This is a genomic window from Pseudofrankia inefficax (assembly GCF_000166135.1).
Classification (GTDB): Bacteria; Actinomycetota; Actinomycetes; order Frankiales; family Frankiaceae; genus Pseudofrankia; species Pseudofrankia inefficax.
Map to the genome: position 1 here is coordinate 7,157,859 of NC_014666.1, position 15,967 is coordinate 7,173,825.

Genomic DNA, 15,967 nt, shown 5'->3' on the forward strand with positions numbered 1-15,967 from the left:
CGCTCATGGTCAAGGAGCGTGCCGACGACGCTGCGTCGTCGACCGAGGGGCACGTCGAGCGGCTGCCGAGCGGCTCGCTGCGGGTCGTCGTCTTCGCCGGCCGCGACGATGTGACCGGCAAGCCGATCTACCTCAAGGAGACCGTCAAGCGCGCCGAGGACGTCGTCGCCGCGCGGGCCCGGCTGCTCGCCAAGGCCGGCGCCGGCCGGCGACCCGAGCGGAACGCCACCGTCGAGCGCCTGGTCGACGAATACCTCGCGACAGCCGACATCGAGCCGACGACAAGGCACATGTACGCCGGCTACGCCCGGCGCAACATCGTGCCGACGATCGGCAAGAAGACGGTGCGCGAGATCCGGACGCGCACGCTCGAAACCCTCTACGCCCGCCTGCGGGTCTGCCGGAAGTTGTGCAACGGCAAGGGCCGGCCGGGGCACGTGTGTGAACCGTTGGCGGTCAGCACGATCCGCCAGATCCACGCCGTCGTGTCCGGCGCGTTCGCGGCCGCGGTCCGTTGGGAGTGGGTCGACGAAAGCCCGGCCGAGAACGCCAAGCTCCCCCGGGCGCACGCTGTCGAACCCGACCCGCCTTCGCCGACGGATGTCGCGGCGATCGTGACCAAGGCTTGGGAGCTGGACCCGCCGCTGGCGCTGTTCCTCTGGCTGGCGGTCACCGCCGGCGCGCGGCGCGGCGAGCTGTGCGAGCTCCGCTGGAACAACCTCGACCTCACCGCCGGAACCATGCGGGTCGCACAGAACTACGCCGTCCGCGGCGGCAACAAGCTCCACAAGGCCACCAAGACCCATCAGAAACGAACCCTCGCGCTCGACGAGGTCACCTGCCAACTGCTCCAGGAGGAACACGACCGGATCGCGGGCGCGCTCGCCAAGGTCGACGTCACCCTGGCCGACGATGCCTTCGTCTTCTCCCATGACCCCGCCCACAGCAAGCCCTGGAACCCGGATTCGGCCACCCACCGGGTCGCCGAGGTCGCGAAGGCTGCCGGAGTGAAGGCCACGATCAAGTCGCTGCGCCACTACAACGCCACCCAGCTCCTGGCCGCCGGCGTCGACCTCCGCACCACCGCCGGTCGCCTCGGCCACGGCAGCGGCGGCGCCACCACCCTGCGCGTCTACGCCCACCGCACCACCGAAGCCGACCGCCGCGCCGCTGCCATCCTGACGGCAGCCCTGCCCCCCAGGCCATCGGCTCCGGCCTGATCAACCCACGCGACGGGCGATCGACCAGCGGGCGCCTCCCTTGGGTAATCGCGCCAAAGGCCTGTCACAGAAAGCTACCAACGGCGCTCAGTTCGGGCGCTCAACTCAGGCGATGCGCGGCCTCGAAGCTCCGCGACTTTGCGTTTTCGTTCTCGCGTCTACCAACCACTGCCAACCATCCTCCGCAACCTCTGCAAGACGCCGAAAGTGCCTGTACGGCAACGGTTTTCGTTGCAGAGGTTCCCAATTTGGAACCCCCGCAACGCCGAGGTTCAACCTCCGCAGCCCACCGAGGAGGCAGACGTTGCCGAGGCTGCGGCCGACGACGCGGAGGTTCCGCAGAGGTTCCCCGGACCTATCCTCTGCAAGCATCTGCGCAGCTCAGCGCCACTATTCAGCGTCTTGCGGAGGTTGCGGAGGATAGTTCGCGTCGCTCGACCACGGCACGGCAAGAAAGAGGAAACAAGGCCGGGCGCACAACTACCGACTGTGAGAGTCTCGGGGTCGCGGAGGATGGTTGGCCAGAGGGCCGAAGACCGGCAGCGCCGCCCGCTAGATCATCGCTGCCACTATCGGCTGCACCTTCCTTCCTAAAGGCGTCACGGAGCCTTCCGATGCGGTCAGCTGCGTGCGCACCGAAGCGTGACCGTCCGGCCCGTTCTCCCCTCCCGCCGTCGGTTCGCCGGCGAGGTCACGGATCAGGCGCCATACGACGAAGGGCGCGCAGAGCGTTGGTGCGTCGGCAAGGCCGGACAGCATCACACCGGCGTAGGCCGGCCGCCCCCCGCTGGTGGCTGTCATCGGTCGCGGTCCAACTGGTGGCAGGATTTGCGTGTGAGTACGCAGTGCGGCGGCTCGCGATGGCTACGGGGAACGGGGTGGCTGCGTCGTGCGCGGTCTGTCAGACGTCGAGGTCCCGGCGTTCGCCAGGGCGTACAGGGATCCGGTTTCGGCGGGACAGGTACTGGCGGACGCGGGCCTGCCCGTGCAGCTGCATCCGTCATGGGGAACGCATAGCGCGCTCGCCTTCTGGTGGGCCGTCTCAGGACTGATGGAGAACGGAGCCCTGCGCGGTGGCCGCGAAGCGTTGTGTAGGGCCGCCCTCAAGTCTTATCCAGCGAACCCGGTGTTCATGGCCGGCGCAGAGGGCTCGGAAGCACCCACAGGCGTGGGCGTCCGGGAAGTCATCTGGCCGCAGCGGGACGGGATGCCTGAGCGACGTTCGAAGCCGTCCCATGACTGGCTGCCAGCGCTTCCCGGCCGATTCGTTCCTCGCGAGATGGATCTCGCCAACGTGCGGCACCTGGTGACGAGCCGGACCAATGGACCGGTGGTGGGCCTGGTCGGGATGGGAGGGGCGGGAAAGTCAACGCTCGCCCGCGCGGTAGTGAGTGACGATCAGGTTCGTTCGGCGTTTCCGGACGGGGTCGTGTGGGTGGAGGTCAACCCCGACCCGGACATCGCCAGCGTGCTGTCGACGGTGCTGTCGGCATTCGGATCGCCGACCCCGGTGGTGGAAACGGCCGAGGGATCAGCGCGGCTGCGGACGCTGCTGGCCGGGGCAGCCTGTCTGATCGTGTTGGACAATGTGTGGGGGGTCGAAGTGCTGCGTGCGCTGCCGGTTCCCGCGACAAGCCGCCTTCTGGTTACCACTCGTAGCCGCGATGCTCTGTTCACGGATAGTATGGTTTACCCGGTGGTGCGACTCGACGAGCAGACGGCCCGAGACATGCTGGCCCGCTATGCCGGATTCGAGCCGAAAGAACTACCCGCAGTCTCCGACGAAGTGATCGCTGGCTGCGGCGGCCTGGCGTTGGCGTTGGCGTTGGTCGGCGGCATGGTTGGGGAAGGCCGGCGGTGGGCGACAGTCGCCGAACGGCTGCGTCGTGCCGACCTAGACCGGTTGGCGGGCCAGTTTCCCGACTACCCACATCTGGATTTGCTGGCAGCGCTCGACGTTTCGGTGAACACACTCGCCGAGACGGAGGCATTGCGGTTCCTCGAACTGGCAGTCTTCGAGGGGCGAGGGGCGGTGCCTATAACGGCCGCAATCGAGCTTTGGCAGGCGACGGCCCAGCTTGATCGCCTGGATGGCGACGACTTGCTGAACCTGCTCGGCCGCCGCAGCCTAGTAGAGATCGCTCGTGACGGTGAGACGTTTACGCTTCACGACCTGCTATTCCAGTATGCCCGCCGCAGTCTGGGCACCGACCGGCTTGCCCTGTTGCACGGCAAGCTCGCACACGCCTTCCTCGACCGTTGGGGGGGCCTCCCCTCCGCGCTACCAGTGTTACACGACGTGGCCGCTCTGAGCGATGCCGACCTGTACGCGGTCGACAGCTTGATATTCCACCTGCTGGCTGCCGGTGAATCGGATACCGCCGATGCTGTTCTGACGGTGCAGTGGCCCCTCTGCGGCAACCATGCCGGTAACGTCTGGTACACCGTCCATGAAGACCTTGACGTCACCGACAGCTATCTCGCCGATATTCGCGCCGCCTGGCGCAACGCGGGCACCGGCTCCACCACCGATCAGGGTGGCCTCCAACGCCGAATCCTCTACGCCCTGATCATCGGCTCGGTCACCAGCCTCGCTGCGAGAATCCCACCAGACCTTCTCGTTCGCTTGGTGGAGGAGCGCCTCTGGCCACCGAGACGTGCCCTCGCCTATGCTCGCGCAACTTCGAACGCACGATACAAAGCCCAGTCGTTGGCCAGGCTCGCACGCCACTTGCCAGAAAATCAGCAGGATGAGATCCTCAGCCAAGCTCTGACAACCGCGATGGCCATGGACGACCCAATCGCTCAGGCCGAGGCGTTAGTAGATCTGGCGTCGTACCTATCTGCCCACCAAATCACTGAAGCCCTAACCATTGCGGCTGCTATTCAACCGTCGCACGCTCGTGTGCAAGCGTTGGTGGCGCTAGTACAATATCTGCCCGCCGATCAGCGGGCAGATACCCTCACTCAGGCTCTCGCAGCCGCGACAACCATCAACCACCCGGAAGTTCGGGCGGACGCGTTAACCAGACTCGCACCGCACTTGCCTGCCGATCAGCTAGTTCACGCTATAACCGATGCCTGCGCTGGCATCGGTGACCCGTTCCACAGGGCGCGCGCCCTGACCGAATTTGTCCCCCACGTGCCGGCTGACCAACAGGCAGAGATCGTCGCCCAGGCCGTGGCCGCCGCGACTACCCTCGACGCAGTATTCCGGGCGGCGGCGCTGACCACACTTGTACCCCACGCGCCCGCTGACCAGCAGGCTGAAATCGTCAACCAAGCCCAGACCGCCACGGTCGCCATCGGCGACTCAGACTTCCGGGCGGCCGCTTTAGCGGATCTGGTTCCGTACCTGCCTGCAGACCAGCAGGCAGAAATCGTCACTCAGATCCTGGCCACTGCAGAATTTATCACCAGCCCTGACATTCGGGTGGCAGCGTTGGCCAGGCTGGCACCACACCTGTCTGCCGATCAGCTCATCAAAGCGCTGGCCGCAGCGGCCGCCATCGACGACCCCTACTACCAGGCGCAGGCCTTGATGGATCTGGCACCGCGCTTGCCCGCCGACCGCCGGGCAGAGGTCCTTACTAAGGCTGTTGCCGCCGGTGCCGCGGTCAACGAGCCGGATTTTCGGGCCGAGGTGTTGGCGGAGCTGGCGCCGTACCTCTCCACCGACCAGCTTTCCCAGGCCCTAGCCGCCGCCGCCGCGATTCAACTCCCGCACTTACGCGCGGTGGCGCTAGCGGGGCTGGCACCGCATATGTCCGCCGAGCAGATCGGCCATGCCCTGACTGCCTCCACAATCGGCGACCCGCACTTCCGGTCGGTGGCGTTGACCAGGCTGGTACCTCACCTGCCCGCCGAGCAGCAAACGGCGATCCTCACCCAAGCCCTCACCGCCGCGACCGCCATCGACGACCCAGAGTCTCGGGCCGACGCGTTGACCGGGCTGGTGCCGCACCTGCCCGCCGACCAGCAAGCGGAGATCCTCACCCAAGCCCTCACCGCCGCGACCGCCATCGACGACCCACATTCGCGGGCGGAGGCGTTGGTGGAGCTGGCGCCGCACCTGCCCACCAACCAACGCGACCAAGCACTGACAAATGCCGCTGCCATGCGGTTCCTGCATGCTCGGACTGTGGCGTTGGTAGGGCTGGCGCCGCACCTGTCTGCTCATCAGCTCGTCCAGGCGGTGGCCGCCGCAGCCGCCACCGACCACCCGGGATGGCGGACGCGGGCGTTGACCGGGTTGGTGCCACACCTGCCCGCCGACCAGCAAACGGAGATCCTCACCCAAGCCCTCACCGCCGCAGCCGCCATCGACGACCCAGACTTGCGGGCGGAAGCGCTGGTGGAGCTGGCACAGCACCTGCCCGCCGATCAGATCGCCCAAGCTCTGACTTCCGCGGCCGCCATCGACCACCCAGCCGCGCGGGCTCGGGCGTTGACTGGGCTGGTGCCACACCTGCCCGCCGACCAGCAAACGGAGATCCTCACCCAAGCCCTCACCGCCGCAGCCGCCATCGACGACCCAGACTTGCGGGCTCGGGCGTTGACTAGGCTGGTGCCACACCTGCCCGCCGACCAGCAAACGGAGATCCTCACCCAAGCCCTCACCGCCGGCTCCTTGGCGAGCAGGTCGGCGGTTGTCGACGTGGTGATGGCGAGTATTGCGACCGGCGTCAATGGCGCCCGAGCCGGCGCATCGTTGATCGACTGTCTGCGCTGGTGGCCCTGACCAGCAGGCACCCGCAGCATCCTGCACCTGCTGGTAGACGCCATACTGATCGGCCGGCTCGCTGAGGCGACCGAGACCGACCCTCCTGCGATCCTGACTCCCGCCGCAGAGACATCAGACCCAACCCTCCTGGTCCTGCAATTCGTGGAGCGGGTCAGAAGTCGCTCGGCAGAGGTTCGACGGCGCGCAGGCAGACGGCCCCGGTCGGCTTGGGGTAGACGCTGCCGCCGGACTGCGCGACGCCGAGTCGTCGGCCGTCTACCCGGCGGTGGATGGTTGGCCTCTCGTCGTCCCAAGAAGCAAGGTCGGATTGGTCGACTCGGCAGCCACAACACTGCCGCGTGCCCAGGCCACCGGTCGGGCTGGGTGGCACGCTGGATGGGTGGTCCGACCCTCCGGAGAGCTCAAGCTGGTGCCTCAGGTGCCTTCGCCGGTAGCTCAGCTGTTCGACGACCGAACGCCTTCGGTTCGGCTGCTACTCAAGCGCGACGATCTGATCCACCCCGACATTCCAGGCAACAAATGGCGGAAGCTGGCCGGCAACCTGACATCTGCGTCGGAGCAGGGCTCCGACACGCTGTTGACCTTTGGTGGGGCGTACTCGAACCACATCGCCGCGACCGCGGCCGCCGGCTCGCTCTTCGGCTTCCGGACGGTCGGCGTGATTCGAGGCGAGGAGCATCTGCCGCTCAACCCGGTTCTCGCCCGCGCGACCGTCCAGCACGGGATGCGGCTGACCTACCTCGATCGGACTCGCTACCGGGCCAAGCGGGACCCCGGCCTGGTCGCCGAACTGGCGGCCGAGTTCGGTCCCTTCTACCTCCTCCCCGAGGGCGGCAGCAACGAGCTCGCCGTCCGCGGCTGCGCCGAACTCGCCGCCGAGCTCGTCGCTCAGGTTCCCGAGGTCGACGTAGTGGTGTGCCCAGTCGGGACAGGCGGCACCCTCGCAGGCCTGGCCGCCGGCCTCGATCCGGTCCGGCGGGCGATCGGGGTCTCGGTCCTCAAGGGAGGCGGCTTCCTCGCGGAGGAGGTCACGACACTCCAGCGCACCGGGTTCGGCCACGGAACCTCGAACTGGCGCGTGGTCGAGGAGTTCCACTTTGGCGGCTATGCCCGTCGCACGCCGGTGTTGGACGCCTTCATCGACGACTTCGCCGAGCGGCACGGTCTGGTCCTGGACTGGGTATATGTCGCGAAGATGATGTACGGCCTCTTCGCCATGGTTGCGGATGGGCGGATTCCCGCCGGCTCGACTGTCGTCGCAGTCATCACCGGCCGATGCGAGGACGTTGTCAAACCTTGAGGTGGTACTCACGGGCAGTCCGCGCGGACACCGATCCGTCGACCTATGTCAACTTCCAGGCGCCGCTGGTAACCTTGAAGTCCTTGCCCGTAGCGGCGTCCCACGCCTAGTCGATGGCGCGGCGCGGCCGGGCGTGTTCACGACTCGGCCTGTCGATGTCCGAGGGCGCCTGCGCGGCCAAGCTGGGCGGTGGCACTTGCGTGCAGGGAGTTCCGACGAGCGGTCTCGTTGCGACCAACACAAGGGAGCGCCATGCAGGTCAAGATCCGCGCCAATGGACGGTCGGTCTGCGGCTGGTGCGGGGACTTGATCGAAGTGGACGCCTTGATAAGCAAGGTGCCCGAAGAGTATCAGCAGGGATATCGAGACTGGGTGCATGCCGAGACCTGCTACACGCCGTATCTAGAAATGACCTCGCCGCAACCTGGCGTGGACGAGACTCCGAAAATCTGACTGCTTGGGCCGGTCGCAGCGTCGGCGGCCGATTCGCAAACTTTTATCCGGTGACGATGAGGACGTGACCGTCGTGGGAACGAATAGCGGGTGGTCCGTCACGAAGGGCGTCGAGGAGACGGACAGCGTATGCCTGGTCCATGTGATTCTCGACCTCGACGGGGCTCATCCACCGAACGGCAGTGGACTCATCGCTCGTACGCGCTACACCTCCGATGATGCGGCATCGGAACACAAGCGCGACGACGCCAATCAGCATGTTCTTGTAGACGCCTGTAAGGGCCTCGGGTTGGACCTGATATCCGGTCTCTTCTTCGACTTCGCGGCGTAGGCCATGGTGGATGTCCTCGTCCAGCTCAAGGACGCCGCCAGGGAGTTCCCAGTGAGCGTTGTCACGGCGCTGAATCGTGAGGATCTGCCCGTCGGCGTTTACGACGGCGGCGCCGACACTGACGGAGTGACGCGGCGCGGGGCTCATAAGTGATCCTCCGATGTACAGTGGTCCACTGGACTGGACCAGTGTAGGAGGGTCCGTGAGCCTGGGCATCGACCCGGCAAGCGACCGCGCCGCCTTCCGGCAGATCGCGGATCGTCTGCGTGATGAGATCGAGTCCGGAGAGCTCCCACCGGGTGCCAAGCTCCCGAGTGAGCGCGCCCTCATGGATGCCTACGGGACGGCAAGGGGCACGATCCGGGAGGCGATCGCGCTGCTTCGCTCCGAGGGCCTCGTGACTGTCGAGCACGGCCGAGGTGCGTTCGTACGCCGTCGTCCGCCCGTCCGCCGACTGGCAAGTGATCGATTCGCGCGGCAACACCGTGACCGGGGCAAGGCCGCCTACCTCGTCGAGCTGGAGGCGGAAGGGCGTCGGCCCGACGTGCAGGTTCTGTACGTTGGCCCCGGCCCGGCGCCGGCCGACGTGGCAGCCCGACTCGGCCTGGACGAGGGCGGGACGGTGCTCATCCGTCGGCGGATGTATCTAGCGGACGGCGAGCCAATGGAGACTGCGACGTCGTACGTCCCGTGGGGGATCGCCGAAGGTACGGCGATGACCGAGGCCCAGACGGGTCCGGGTGGGATCTACGCGCGGATCGAAGAGCAAGGTCACCGCCTCGGACGGTTCTCCGAGGAAGTCACCGCGCGCATGCCGACTGACGAGGAGCGCCGCGCCCTGCGGCTAGTCCCAGGTACGCCGGTCATTGGGCTGGTCAGGACGGCATTCGCCGAGTCTGGTACGGCCGTGGAGGTTTGCGACACGGTACTAGCCGCTGATCGCTACGTGCTGTCGTACGAACTTCCCGCACGCTAGTCTCTGCAAGCCCGTTGCCAACTGGTTCTGTACCAGTCATAGTGGTCTAGGCGAGTGGACGACTAGACCAATCGCTCTCCCTCCACCAGAGCGCTCAGAGGGGCACCGTCACATGCCGATCGTCCACATTGCCCACTACCTCGACCTGCAGGACGACGACCGGTGAGGCGCTCGCATGCGGACGACGGGCCCGAGACGATTGCCCTCGCCCGAGAGGCGGCTGAGGCGATCCGCCGGATCAACCATCTGACGATCGCGAGCGATGGGGGGTTTACCTACCCGTCGGAGTTCGAGAGCACGATCCGCCCGCTCAGCGCGGCGGCCTACGGGGTGACGCAGGCGTTGCGCCAGGTGGCGGCGATCGCGGACGAGCTGCTAGCGGAACACCCGGGTCTCTACGACGACAGGCGCCCACGCAGCCGAGGCCAGGGGCAGAACACTCTGGCGGACGCGCTGATGACGTTGGCCGAGGCGGGCCCGTTGGCCGAGACGCTCGGCCGGACGCTCGACCGCGCGGCTGGGTGCCTGTCGCACCTGGGCATCGCCGAGCCGTCGACTGCCAGCGGCCGGCGGGCTGCCCGATGAGCGTGACGACGCCATCCGAGCTGGATCAGGCCCGTCGCGAGATCGCAGCCCTCGCTCACCTGGGCATCGACCTGGCCACGAAGCGGGAGCGCGTCCTGACGCATCTCGAATGCGCCCGTCAGGTTCTCGCGGGGCCGACGGCTCCCGACGACGAGGACCGCCTCTGGTGGGCGCGGGAGCTGCCGCGCTTGGAGGCCGAGCTGGCAGCGCTGAACGAGCTACTCGATCAGCGTGCCGCAGCTGGCGTCGCCGAGGCGGAGACCAGCAATGGGGCGGTGAGCCTTTCGGCCGCTTCATAACTTGATCGTCGACCTGGGGCGCGGCGTCCCAACCGCCAAGAAGAGTCGCCGCGCCCCAGCCCCTCACCACCCAGCTGGGACAGCAAGGAGCTTCCATCATGGCGCACTACACCTGTGGTGACTGTGGCGCCGTCTCGGACGAGGTCAAGACCCCGGCCGAGGCCCGCCAGTTGCTAGGCACTCACCAGACCTACTTCTGCCGCCCCCTCCCCCGGACCGCCCCGACATCCACGCCGGTCGTCACACCAGCAGGTCAGGGCGGCGCCCGATGAGCGCCGTGACGGTCGGGGTCGGCTCAGGCCGAGCCATCGCGATCACGCAAGGCGCAGACGGCCCGAGCGAGCACCCCCTGATGACCGTGCCAGAGGCGGCCAAGGCTCTGCGGGTTTCGGAAATGACGATCCGCCGCGCGATCCACAGCGGCGAGATGCCGTTCGTGAAGATCGGCCGGGCCTACCGCGTGCCGCGTTCCTTCGTCACTGGCGTCTTGGCGCAGGCCGACCAGGCCGCCTCGCAGGGTGGTGCCAGTTGAGCACCGCCCTGTCCCCTCACTGGCAGCACCGTGCGGCGTGCCGTACGGCCGACCCCGACCTGTTCACCGCCGACCATCGGCACCCTGGCCGGGCCCGCACGATCTGCGCGTCGTGCCCGGTGCGGCGTGACTGCCTCGCCGACGAGCTGTCCTCCGGACTGCACCCGGGCGGTATCCGCGCCGGTATTGGCGAAGACGACCTGGAGCTGCTCGCGCGGACCATCACCGTCTACCGGGCGATGGTCGCCGACTGGCACCTGTCTCTGACGGAGCTGGCCGGTCGTCGGGAGGCCGTCGGCAAGCTGGACGCGACCCGCGCGCTGCGGACCCTGGCGGCCGCCGTCGCCGAGAGCGCCGACACGACGGTCGCGCTCGCGCTGAGCACTGCGGCGAACGCGCCCGCTGGCGAGATGGCGGCCGCGCAGAAGGCCCACCGGACGACGCTCGGGCGCCTGGCGGCCGCGGAGCGCGCGGCCGGCGAGTCCGGGGCGTCGCCGGACATGGCCCGCTGGCGGCTGCGACTGGAGACCCGCGCCAGCGAGGCCGCGCAGACCGCTACCCCGACCCCGAGTCCATCGCCTGCCCCCGTCCCGGCCGGCCCGTCGCTGGCGGGTGCGGCGTGACGGCCCCGGCCGCGTCGGCGCCGGTGTACGGCCCGGGGCTCGCTATGTCGGTGGAGCTGCCAGCGGCCGGCGACCCGTGGGACCTGGTGGTCGCGCTGGCGAAGGCGTGGGACCTGGACGACGCCACCATCGAGGGCGCCAGCGAGCGCGGCGCGCTGACGGTCACCTCGCCGGACCGGTCCCGGGTGCTGATCATGGCGACCAGGTCGGATGTGGTCCGGCTGCGACTGCTGGTGACCGCCCCGCAGGCCCAGGCCCGCGGGGTCCTGGCCGACGCGCTCGAGGAACTCGGAGCGTGGGCCGCCGAGGCCGGGGTGGCCGGCTGGCGGTGGAAGGCGGATGGCTGCGCGGGCTGGCACTGCGGCGGCTCGTCCTGCCTGACGGCGCCGGACGGGCCGGTCGCGGCGGCGTGGCGGGTCGCCTGGTGGCGCCGGCTGGTCGGCCGGGTGCTCGCGGAACTCGGCATGGTCAGCGCGTACGGGGTCGCCGCCTCGGTCGCGCTCTACGTGCTGGTGCGCTGGCCGGGAGAGAAGCCCCCGGGCGCGGGCGCGTGGGTCGGGTACCGCTGGATGTACGCGGCCGGTGACCCGGCCCGCAGCGTGCCGGTCGCGTTGGCCGCGTACGCGGCCGGGCGGCTGCTGCTGGTCGCGGCCGCGCTGTTCGACCGGCCGGCGCAGGTTCGGCGCGCGGAGGTCCGCGCCGCCGTCGGTCCGGTCGTGCTGGCGGTCACCGGCGCGCTGCTCGGAGCGGGGTGGCTGCGGTGAGCCGCCAGCATGGAGGGTCCGAGGCGGACGGCGTGGCCAAGGGGCAGGTGTCGTCGTCGGCGACGATCGGCCTGGCCGTGATCGCCCTGGTCTGGATCGGCGGCGCGATCTGGTCGTTCTACGACCAGAAGCAGTTCGCCCAAGAGCTCGGCTTCATCGGCCCGGTGCTCCCGCTGGTCGTCGACGGGCTACCGATCGGTCTCGGCCTCATCGCGCTGGACGCGTCGCTGGAAGGCGAGACGGCACTCGGCGTGCGTCTTGGGATGGCGCTCGCGGTCTGCCTCTCGCTGGGGTCGAACGGGCTGTACGCCTGGTGGCACAGCCACGACGTGACGACGGTCGTCGTCGCGGTCGCGCCGGTGCTCGTCTCGGCGATCGCGTTCGAGCTGGCGCTCGGCGCGATCCGCAAGCGGATCAAGCGGCGGCGCGGGGATCTCCCGACCCGGGCGCCGCGGGAGCGGGTCCCGGAGCTGCGCCTGATCCGGGTGCTGCTCGACCCGTTCCACGAGCTGTCCCAGTGGCGGCGCACCGTGCTGGCGGCGACGAACCCGGCCGCCGCCCCGGCGACCCGCGAGGCACTGGCCCGGCTGGTCGCCGCCGTCGATCAGCTCACCCCTGGCGAGATCGAGCCGCCGGCTCTCCAGGACCTGGCGGCGGCGCCCCGACTTCTCGCCGCCAGCGAGCGAGACGAGACGCCCGCGCTGTCGCGTCGCGCCGAGACAAAAGCTCTCCCCGCGTCTCGCCCGCAGCGAGACGTCTCGTCTCGGCCCTCGCGAGACGTCTCGTCTCGACCGAAGGCGGCACCCGCGTCTCGCGTCGCCGAGACGACCGGGGCGGGCGTGTCTCGGTCGTCCGGCGTCGAGTCACCGCGACGGGATTCGCAGCGCTCCAAGATGGCCGACTACGCGCGCAGCCAGCTCGACGCGGGCGTGGAGATCAGTGGTGCGGACCTCGACCGGATGTTCGGCACCACCAACTACGGCTCGAAGATCCTGCGCGAGCTGCGCTCCCAGCACGACGCGGCGCAGCCCGAGGCTGCCCCCGTAGCGGTGCCGGCGCAGCTGGCGCCGGCTGGCGGCCTGGCGGTGGCCGATGCCTAGTCCAGGGGCCAGCCGTCCACCGCGCGTCCTCAGCCGGGTCGAGTCGCGCCAGGTCCGTCGCAAGGAGCTGTTCACCCGCCGTCTCGGTACGGCCCGCCGGCCGGCGGACCGGCTGCTGATCAGCATCGACTACCTGCGCGGCGCGGCCAGCGACGCCGACCCCGCGGCCGTCGAGCACGAGGTCGACCAGCTGGTCCGCCAGGTGGTCGAGGCCGTCGGACGGCTGCACAAGGCAACCCTGCGGCCGGCCCGGCCGGCCCGGCCGGCGAGGAAGGCCAGCCGATGAGCACCGAGGGTGACCGTCCGGTGGACCGTCCGGCGGACAGTCGAGGGCCGGCCGGCGGGCCCGCTGGAGGGGGTCACCACGCGTCCCCACGCGCACGCACGCGCATACGCGAGGCCCGGCGGACAGTCAAGCCGCCGGCCGCGTTGACGGCGCGTGAGCGGCTCGGCCGCTGGTTCACCGAGGCCTGCGCGGGCTGCGGGGTCGCCGTCGGGGGCGAGCACGAGGACCTGTGTGACTGGGCGACCTGCCTGACTACTGGCGACCAGCGATTGATGTGCGGCGACCGCTGCGGGGGTTGCGGCCAGGACGTGTGGACCGGCGCGGACCACGGGACGGCCGAGGCCATCGAGTTCGGCTGGTACGGCCGGTTCACCGACCGCGACGCCGAGGGCCGGGAGAGCGGGTCGTGGGTGCGCTGCGGCCCGGACGACCCGGACGCGAGCCCCGACACCGGCCGGGCGCTGCAGGAGGCCGACTGGGACCCCCAGGCCCTGCGCTGGCGGCTGATCCGGAAGAACTGCCCCCACTGCTCGGTACCGGTCGGCGCCGGCCATGACGCCCGCTGCTCGTGGGCGGTGTGCCTGGCGACGGGCGCCCGCCGCTGGCTGGCGTGCCGGGGCCGCTGCGGCACTGGCTGCGGCCAGGACGCGTGGACCGGCGTCGACCCGACCGAGAGCGCCGCCGCCGACTTCGGCTGGTGGTGCGAGCCCGTGGACCCGTCGTCACGGGACCACGGGCCTGCAAGCCCCCAGGGCGACGGACGGGCGGACCCGCAGGCCGAGGCCGGGCAGCCCCGCTGGGCGCCGTGCCTACCAGGCACCCCGGGTGCCCGCGCGGATGTGGCGCGGGTGGAAGCGCACGCGGTGTGGGACGCGGCGGCGCGCCGCTGGTGCCTGTCCGAGCCGCAGGACACCGCCTGGACGCCGCCCCTGCCACCCACGGCCGACCAGGAAGGAGACGACGACCAGGAAGAGGAGCCCGCGATGGACGCCGGGACAGACACCACGACCGAGACCCGGCCCCGGCCGCGCCGGCGCGGCCGCGCAACGGCCGGGGCCGGAGAGGAGATGGCGGGGCACGGCGAACTCGTCGAGGCGCCGCGGATCGCCGCCGCCGTCGACGACGACGGGGGCGAGCACGAGGTCGAGGCGGCCGGCTGGACGCACACGCTGGCCTGGCTGGCGGGGTTGGCGTTCGGGGACCTGGCGGTGCTGACGGTGCCGGCGCTGTGGAACGCGCCGCGCTCGTCGCTGGCGGATCTTCAGCGCTACGCCAAGGACGGGGACTGGTGTGAGCCGGACTCCCGCTGGCTGCGGCTGGCGGGGCTGGCCTACTTCTGGCTGTTCGCGGTCTGGGTCTGCGGCGCCCTGGACCTGGTGGACCGCCTCGTGCAGCGCCCCGGCCGCCTCGGCGTGGCCGGACTGCTCGGCCTGATCGTCTGGCTGGTGCTGCGGTGAACGGCGTCGCCGCCGGCGGCGGCTGGACCGTGGGTCTGCTCGCCGGCGCCTACCTGGCCTGGCGGTGGCGCCATCCGCTGGTCGCCATCGGGCTCGTCCTGGCCGCCGCCGTCTCCGGCGGGCTGATCCCCGTGCTGGCCGCCGGCGGCGGAGCCGCTGGCGGGCCGCTGGCGGCCGGGGCTCCGGTCCCGGCCGCCTACCGGCCGTGGGTCGAGCGGGCGGGCAGCTTCTGCCCGCAGATCAGCCCGGCGCTGATCGCCGCCCAGCTCTCCCAGGAGTCCGGCTTCAACCCGAACGCCCGCGGCAGCTCCGGTGAGCAGGGGATCGCCCAGTTCATGCCCCGCACCTGGCCGAGCTGGGCGACCGACGCGAACCACAACGGCCCGCCGTCCCCGCTGGACCCGCCCGACGCCATCGAGGCCCAGGGCCACTTCATGTGCCACCTCGCCGGCGCCGCCAGCGCCGGTGTCTCCACCGGGCGGCTGCACGGCAACGTCACCGCGCTCGCGCTGGCCGGCTACAACGCCGGCTTCGGCGCGGTCCAGGCCGCCGGCGGCCTACCGGCCATCCCCTCGACCCGCGCCTACGTCACCCACATCACCAATTTGGCCGACCGCTACGCCGACCCGTCCCGCCTCTAACGCCTCACCCCTTCCCCTGACAGGAGCCCTGACATGCACACCCTGGCGTTCGATCCGGTGACGGCCAACGCGCTTGGCCTGCCGTCCCCGGGCGCGGTCTCCGCCGCGATCCCGCTGTTCTTCATCACCGTCCTGGCCGCCCTGAAGGTCCTGCCCCGGGTCGCCGGGGTCCTGGCGGTCGTCGCCGGCGCGGCCCTCAACCACGGCTGGCTCTACCAGTCGATCAACGCCGTGACCGGCTGGCTCACCGACCTGCTCAACCTCGTGACCGGGCACCTCGCCGGCGGGGCGGTGCCCTACGCGCTCCCGGTCCTGCTGGCGATCTACTACTTCTGGCACATCCGGCTGGACTCCGAGACGACCAGCAAGCTGCTCGGCGTCCGCGAGCGGATGCTCGCCGGCGTGCGCTCCGGCCCGGCCGGCTACGCCCGCGGCGCCGGGGGCTACCTGCGCGGCGGCAGCGGCCTGGACCTGCTGGGCCGGGGCCGCAGCCGCTACCCGGCCCGGATGGTCGGCGTGATCGCCGTCGGGCTGATGCTGCCGTCGCAGGTCCACGCCATCCCCGGGGTCGCCGGCGCCAGCCTGACCACGGTCCTGAACGTCCTCGGCGGGGTCATGGCCTGGACGCTGCAGACCCTGTTCTCGGTCCGGTGACC

General features: G+C 70.2%; 17 protein-coding genes. 15 read left to right on the top strand and 2 right to left on the bottom strand.

All coding sequences use genetic code 11. The annotated features are described in order from the left end of the window. The first annotated feature begins 5 nt into the window (after positions 1 to 5). A complete protein-coding gene (locus FRAEUI1C_RS28875; protein ID WP_013426911.1) occupies positions 6 to 1,220 on the top strand; it encodes a tyrosine-type recombinase/integrase in 1,215 nt (404 codons plus the stop codon). Between the two features lie 552 nt (positions 1,221 to 1,772). Here FRAEUI1C_RS28875 and FRAEUI1C_RS39830 read toward each other — a convergent pair. Beyond that, positions 1,773 to 2,021: a hypothetical protein gene (locus FRAEUI1C_RS39830; protein WP_013426912.1), complete on the bottom strand. Its 249-nt coding sequence runs from the start codon at positions 2,019 to 2,021 to the stop codon at positions 1,773 to 1,775. A gap of 88 nt (positions 2,022 to 2,109) precedes the next feature. Here FRAEUI1C_RS39830 and FRAEUI1C_RS28880 point away from each other — a divergent pair, with 88 nt between their 5' ends. From FRAEUI1C_RS28880 to FRAEUI1C_RS28890, 3 genes are all read left to right on the top strand, one after another. Beyond that, entirely contained in the window at positions 2,110 to 5,961 is a 3,852-nt protein-coding gene (locus FRAEUI1C_RS28880) for an NB-ARC domain-containing protein (RefSeq protein WP_013426913.1), read from the top strand. 421 nt (positions 5,962 to 6,382) lie between these two features. Further along, positions 6,383 to 7,264: a 1-aminocyclopropane-1-carboxylate deaminase/D-cysteine desulfhydrase gene (locus FRAEUI1C_RS28885; RefSeq protein WP_232425163.1), complete on the top strand. Its 882-nt coding sequence runs from the start codon at positions 6,383 to 6,385 to the stop codon at positions 7,262 to 7,264. 252 nt (positions 7,265 to 7,516) lie between these two features. Continuing rightward, the gene (locus tag FRAEUI1C_RS28890; RefSeq protein ID WP_013426915.1) at positions 7,517 to 7,717 is read left to right on the top strand and encodes a hypothetical protein; all 201 of its coding nucleotides are present in this window, start codon (positions 7,517 to 7,519) and stop codon (positions 7,715 to 7,717) included. 43 nt (positions 7,718 to 7,760) lie between these two features. Here FRAEUI1C_RS28890 and FRAEUI1C_RS28895 read toward each other — a convergent pair whose 3' ends face one another. Beyond that, positions 7,761 to 8,195: an NUDIX hydrolase gene (locus tag FRAEUI1C_RS28895; protein ID WP_013426916.1), complete on the bottom strand. Its 435-nt coding sequence runs from the start codon at positions 8,193 to 8,195 to the stop codon at positions 7,761 to 7,763. A gap of 55 nt (positions 8,196 to 8,250) precedes the next feature. Between FRAEUI1C_RS28895 and FRAEUI1C_RS28900 the strand changes: the two genes are divergently transcribed. From FRAEUI1C_RS28900 to FRAEUI1C_RS28945, 11 genes are all read left to right on the top strand, one after another. Next, positions 8,251 to 9,024 (top strand): GntR family transcriptional regulator, encoded by a 774-nt coding sequence (locus FRAEUI1C_RS28900; RefSeq protein ID WP_013426917.1) that lies wholly within the window; start codon positions 8,251 to 8,253, stop codon positions 9,022 to 9,024. 162 nt (positions 9,025 to 9,186) lie between these two features. Beyond that, entirely contained in the window at positions 9,187 to 9,609 is a 423-nt protein-coding gene (locus FRAEUI1C_RS36765; RefSeq protein WP_013426918.1) for a hypothetical protein, read from the top strand. Then, positions 9,606 to 9,908, top strand: a complete 303-nt coding sequence (locus FRAEUI1C_RS28905; protein WP_013426919.1) for a hypothetical protein — start codon at positions 9,606 to 9,608, stop codon at positions 9,906 to 9,908. Before FRAEUI1C_RS36765 ends, FRAEUI1C_RS28905 begins: the two co-directional genes overlap by 4 nt. 268 nt (positions 9,909 to 10,176) lie before the next feature. Next, positions 10,177 to 10,440, top strand: a complete 264-nt coding sequence (locus FRAEUI1C_RS28910) for a helix-turn-helix domain-containing protein (RefSeq protein ID WP_013426921.1) — start codon at positions 10,177 to 10,179, stop codon at positions 10,438 to 10,440. Then, on the top strand, positions 10,437 to 11,063 hold the full coding sequence (locus FRAEUI1C_RS36770) for a WhiB family transcriptional regulator (protein WP_013426922.1): 627 nt from the start codon (positions 10,437 to 10,439) through the stop codon (positions 11,061 to 11,063). Before FRAEUI1C_RS28910 ends, FRAEUI1C_RS36770 begins: the two co-directional genes overlap by 4 nt. 50 nt (positions 11,064 to 11,113) lie before the next feature. Next, positions 11,114 to 11,827 carry a hypothetical protein gene (locus tag FRAEUI1C_RS28920; RefSeq protein ID WP_157735072.1) on the top strand — a complete coding sequence of 238 codons (714 nt, stop codon included), beginning with the start codon at positions 11,114 to 11,116 and terminating at the stop codon, positions 11,825 to 11,827. Then, positions 11,824 to 12,927, top strand: a complete 1,104-nt coding sequence (locus tag FRAEUI1C_RS28925) for a DUF2637 domain-containing protein (protein WP_041259704.1) — start codon at positions 11,824 to 11,826, stop codon at positions 12,925 to 12,927. The genes FRAEUI1C_RS28920 and FRAEUI1C_RS28925 overlap by 4 nt, the downstream gene beginning before the upstream one ends. After that, positions 12,920 to 13,213 carry a hypothetical protein gene (locus FRAEUI1C_RS28930; protein WP_013426925.1) on the top strand — a complete coding sequence of 98 codons (294 nt, stop codon included), beginning with the start codon at positions 12,920 to 12,922 and terminating at the stop codon, positions 13,211 to 13,213. Before FRAEUI1C_RS28925 ends, FRAEUI1C_RS28930 begins: the two co-directional genes overlap by 8 nt. 143 nt (positions 13,214 to 13,356) lie before the next feature. Further along, positions 13,357 to 14,670: a hypothetical protein gene (locus FRAEUI1C_RS28935; protein WP_041259706.1), complete on the top strand. Its 1,314-nt coding sequence runs from the start codon at positions 13,357 to 13,359 to the stop codon at positions 14,668 to 14,670. After that, positions 14,667 to 15,311 (top strand): lytic transglycosylase domain-containing protein, encoded by a 645-nt coding sequence (locus tag FRAEUI1C_RS28940; RefSeq protein ID WP_013426927.1) that lies wholly within the window; start codon positions 14,667 to 14,669, stop codon positions 15,309 to 15,311. The genes FRAEUI1C_RS28935 and FRAEUI1C_RS28940 overlap by 4 nt, the downstream gene beginning before the upstream one ends. Before the next feature lie 33 nt (positions 15,312 to 15,344). After that, positions 15,345 to 15,965 (top strand): hypothetical protein, encoded by a 621-nt coding sequence (locus tag FRAEUI1C_RS28945; RefSeq protein ID WP_013426928.1) that lies wholly within the window; start codon positions 15,345 to 15,347, stop codon positions 15,963 to 15,965. The last annotated feature ends 2 nt before the right edge of the window (positions 15,966 to 15,967 follow it).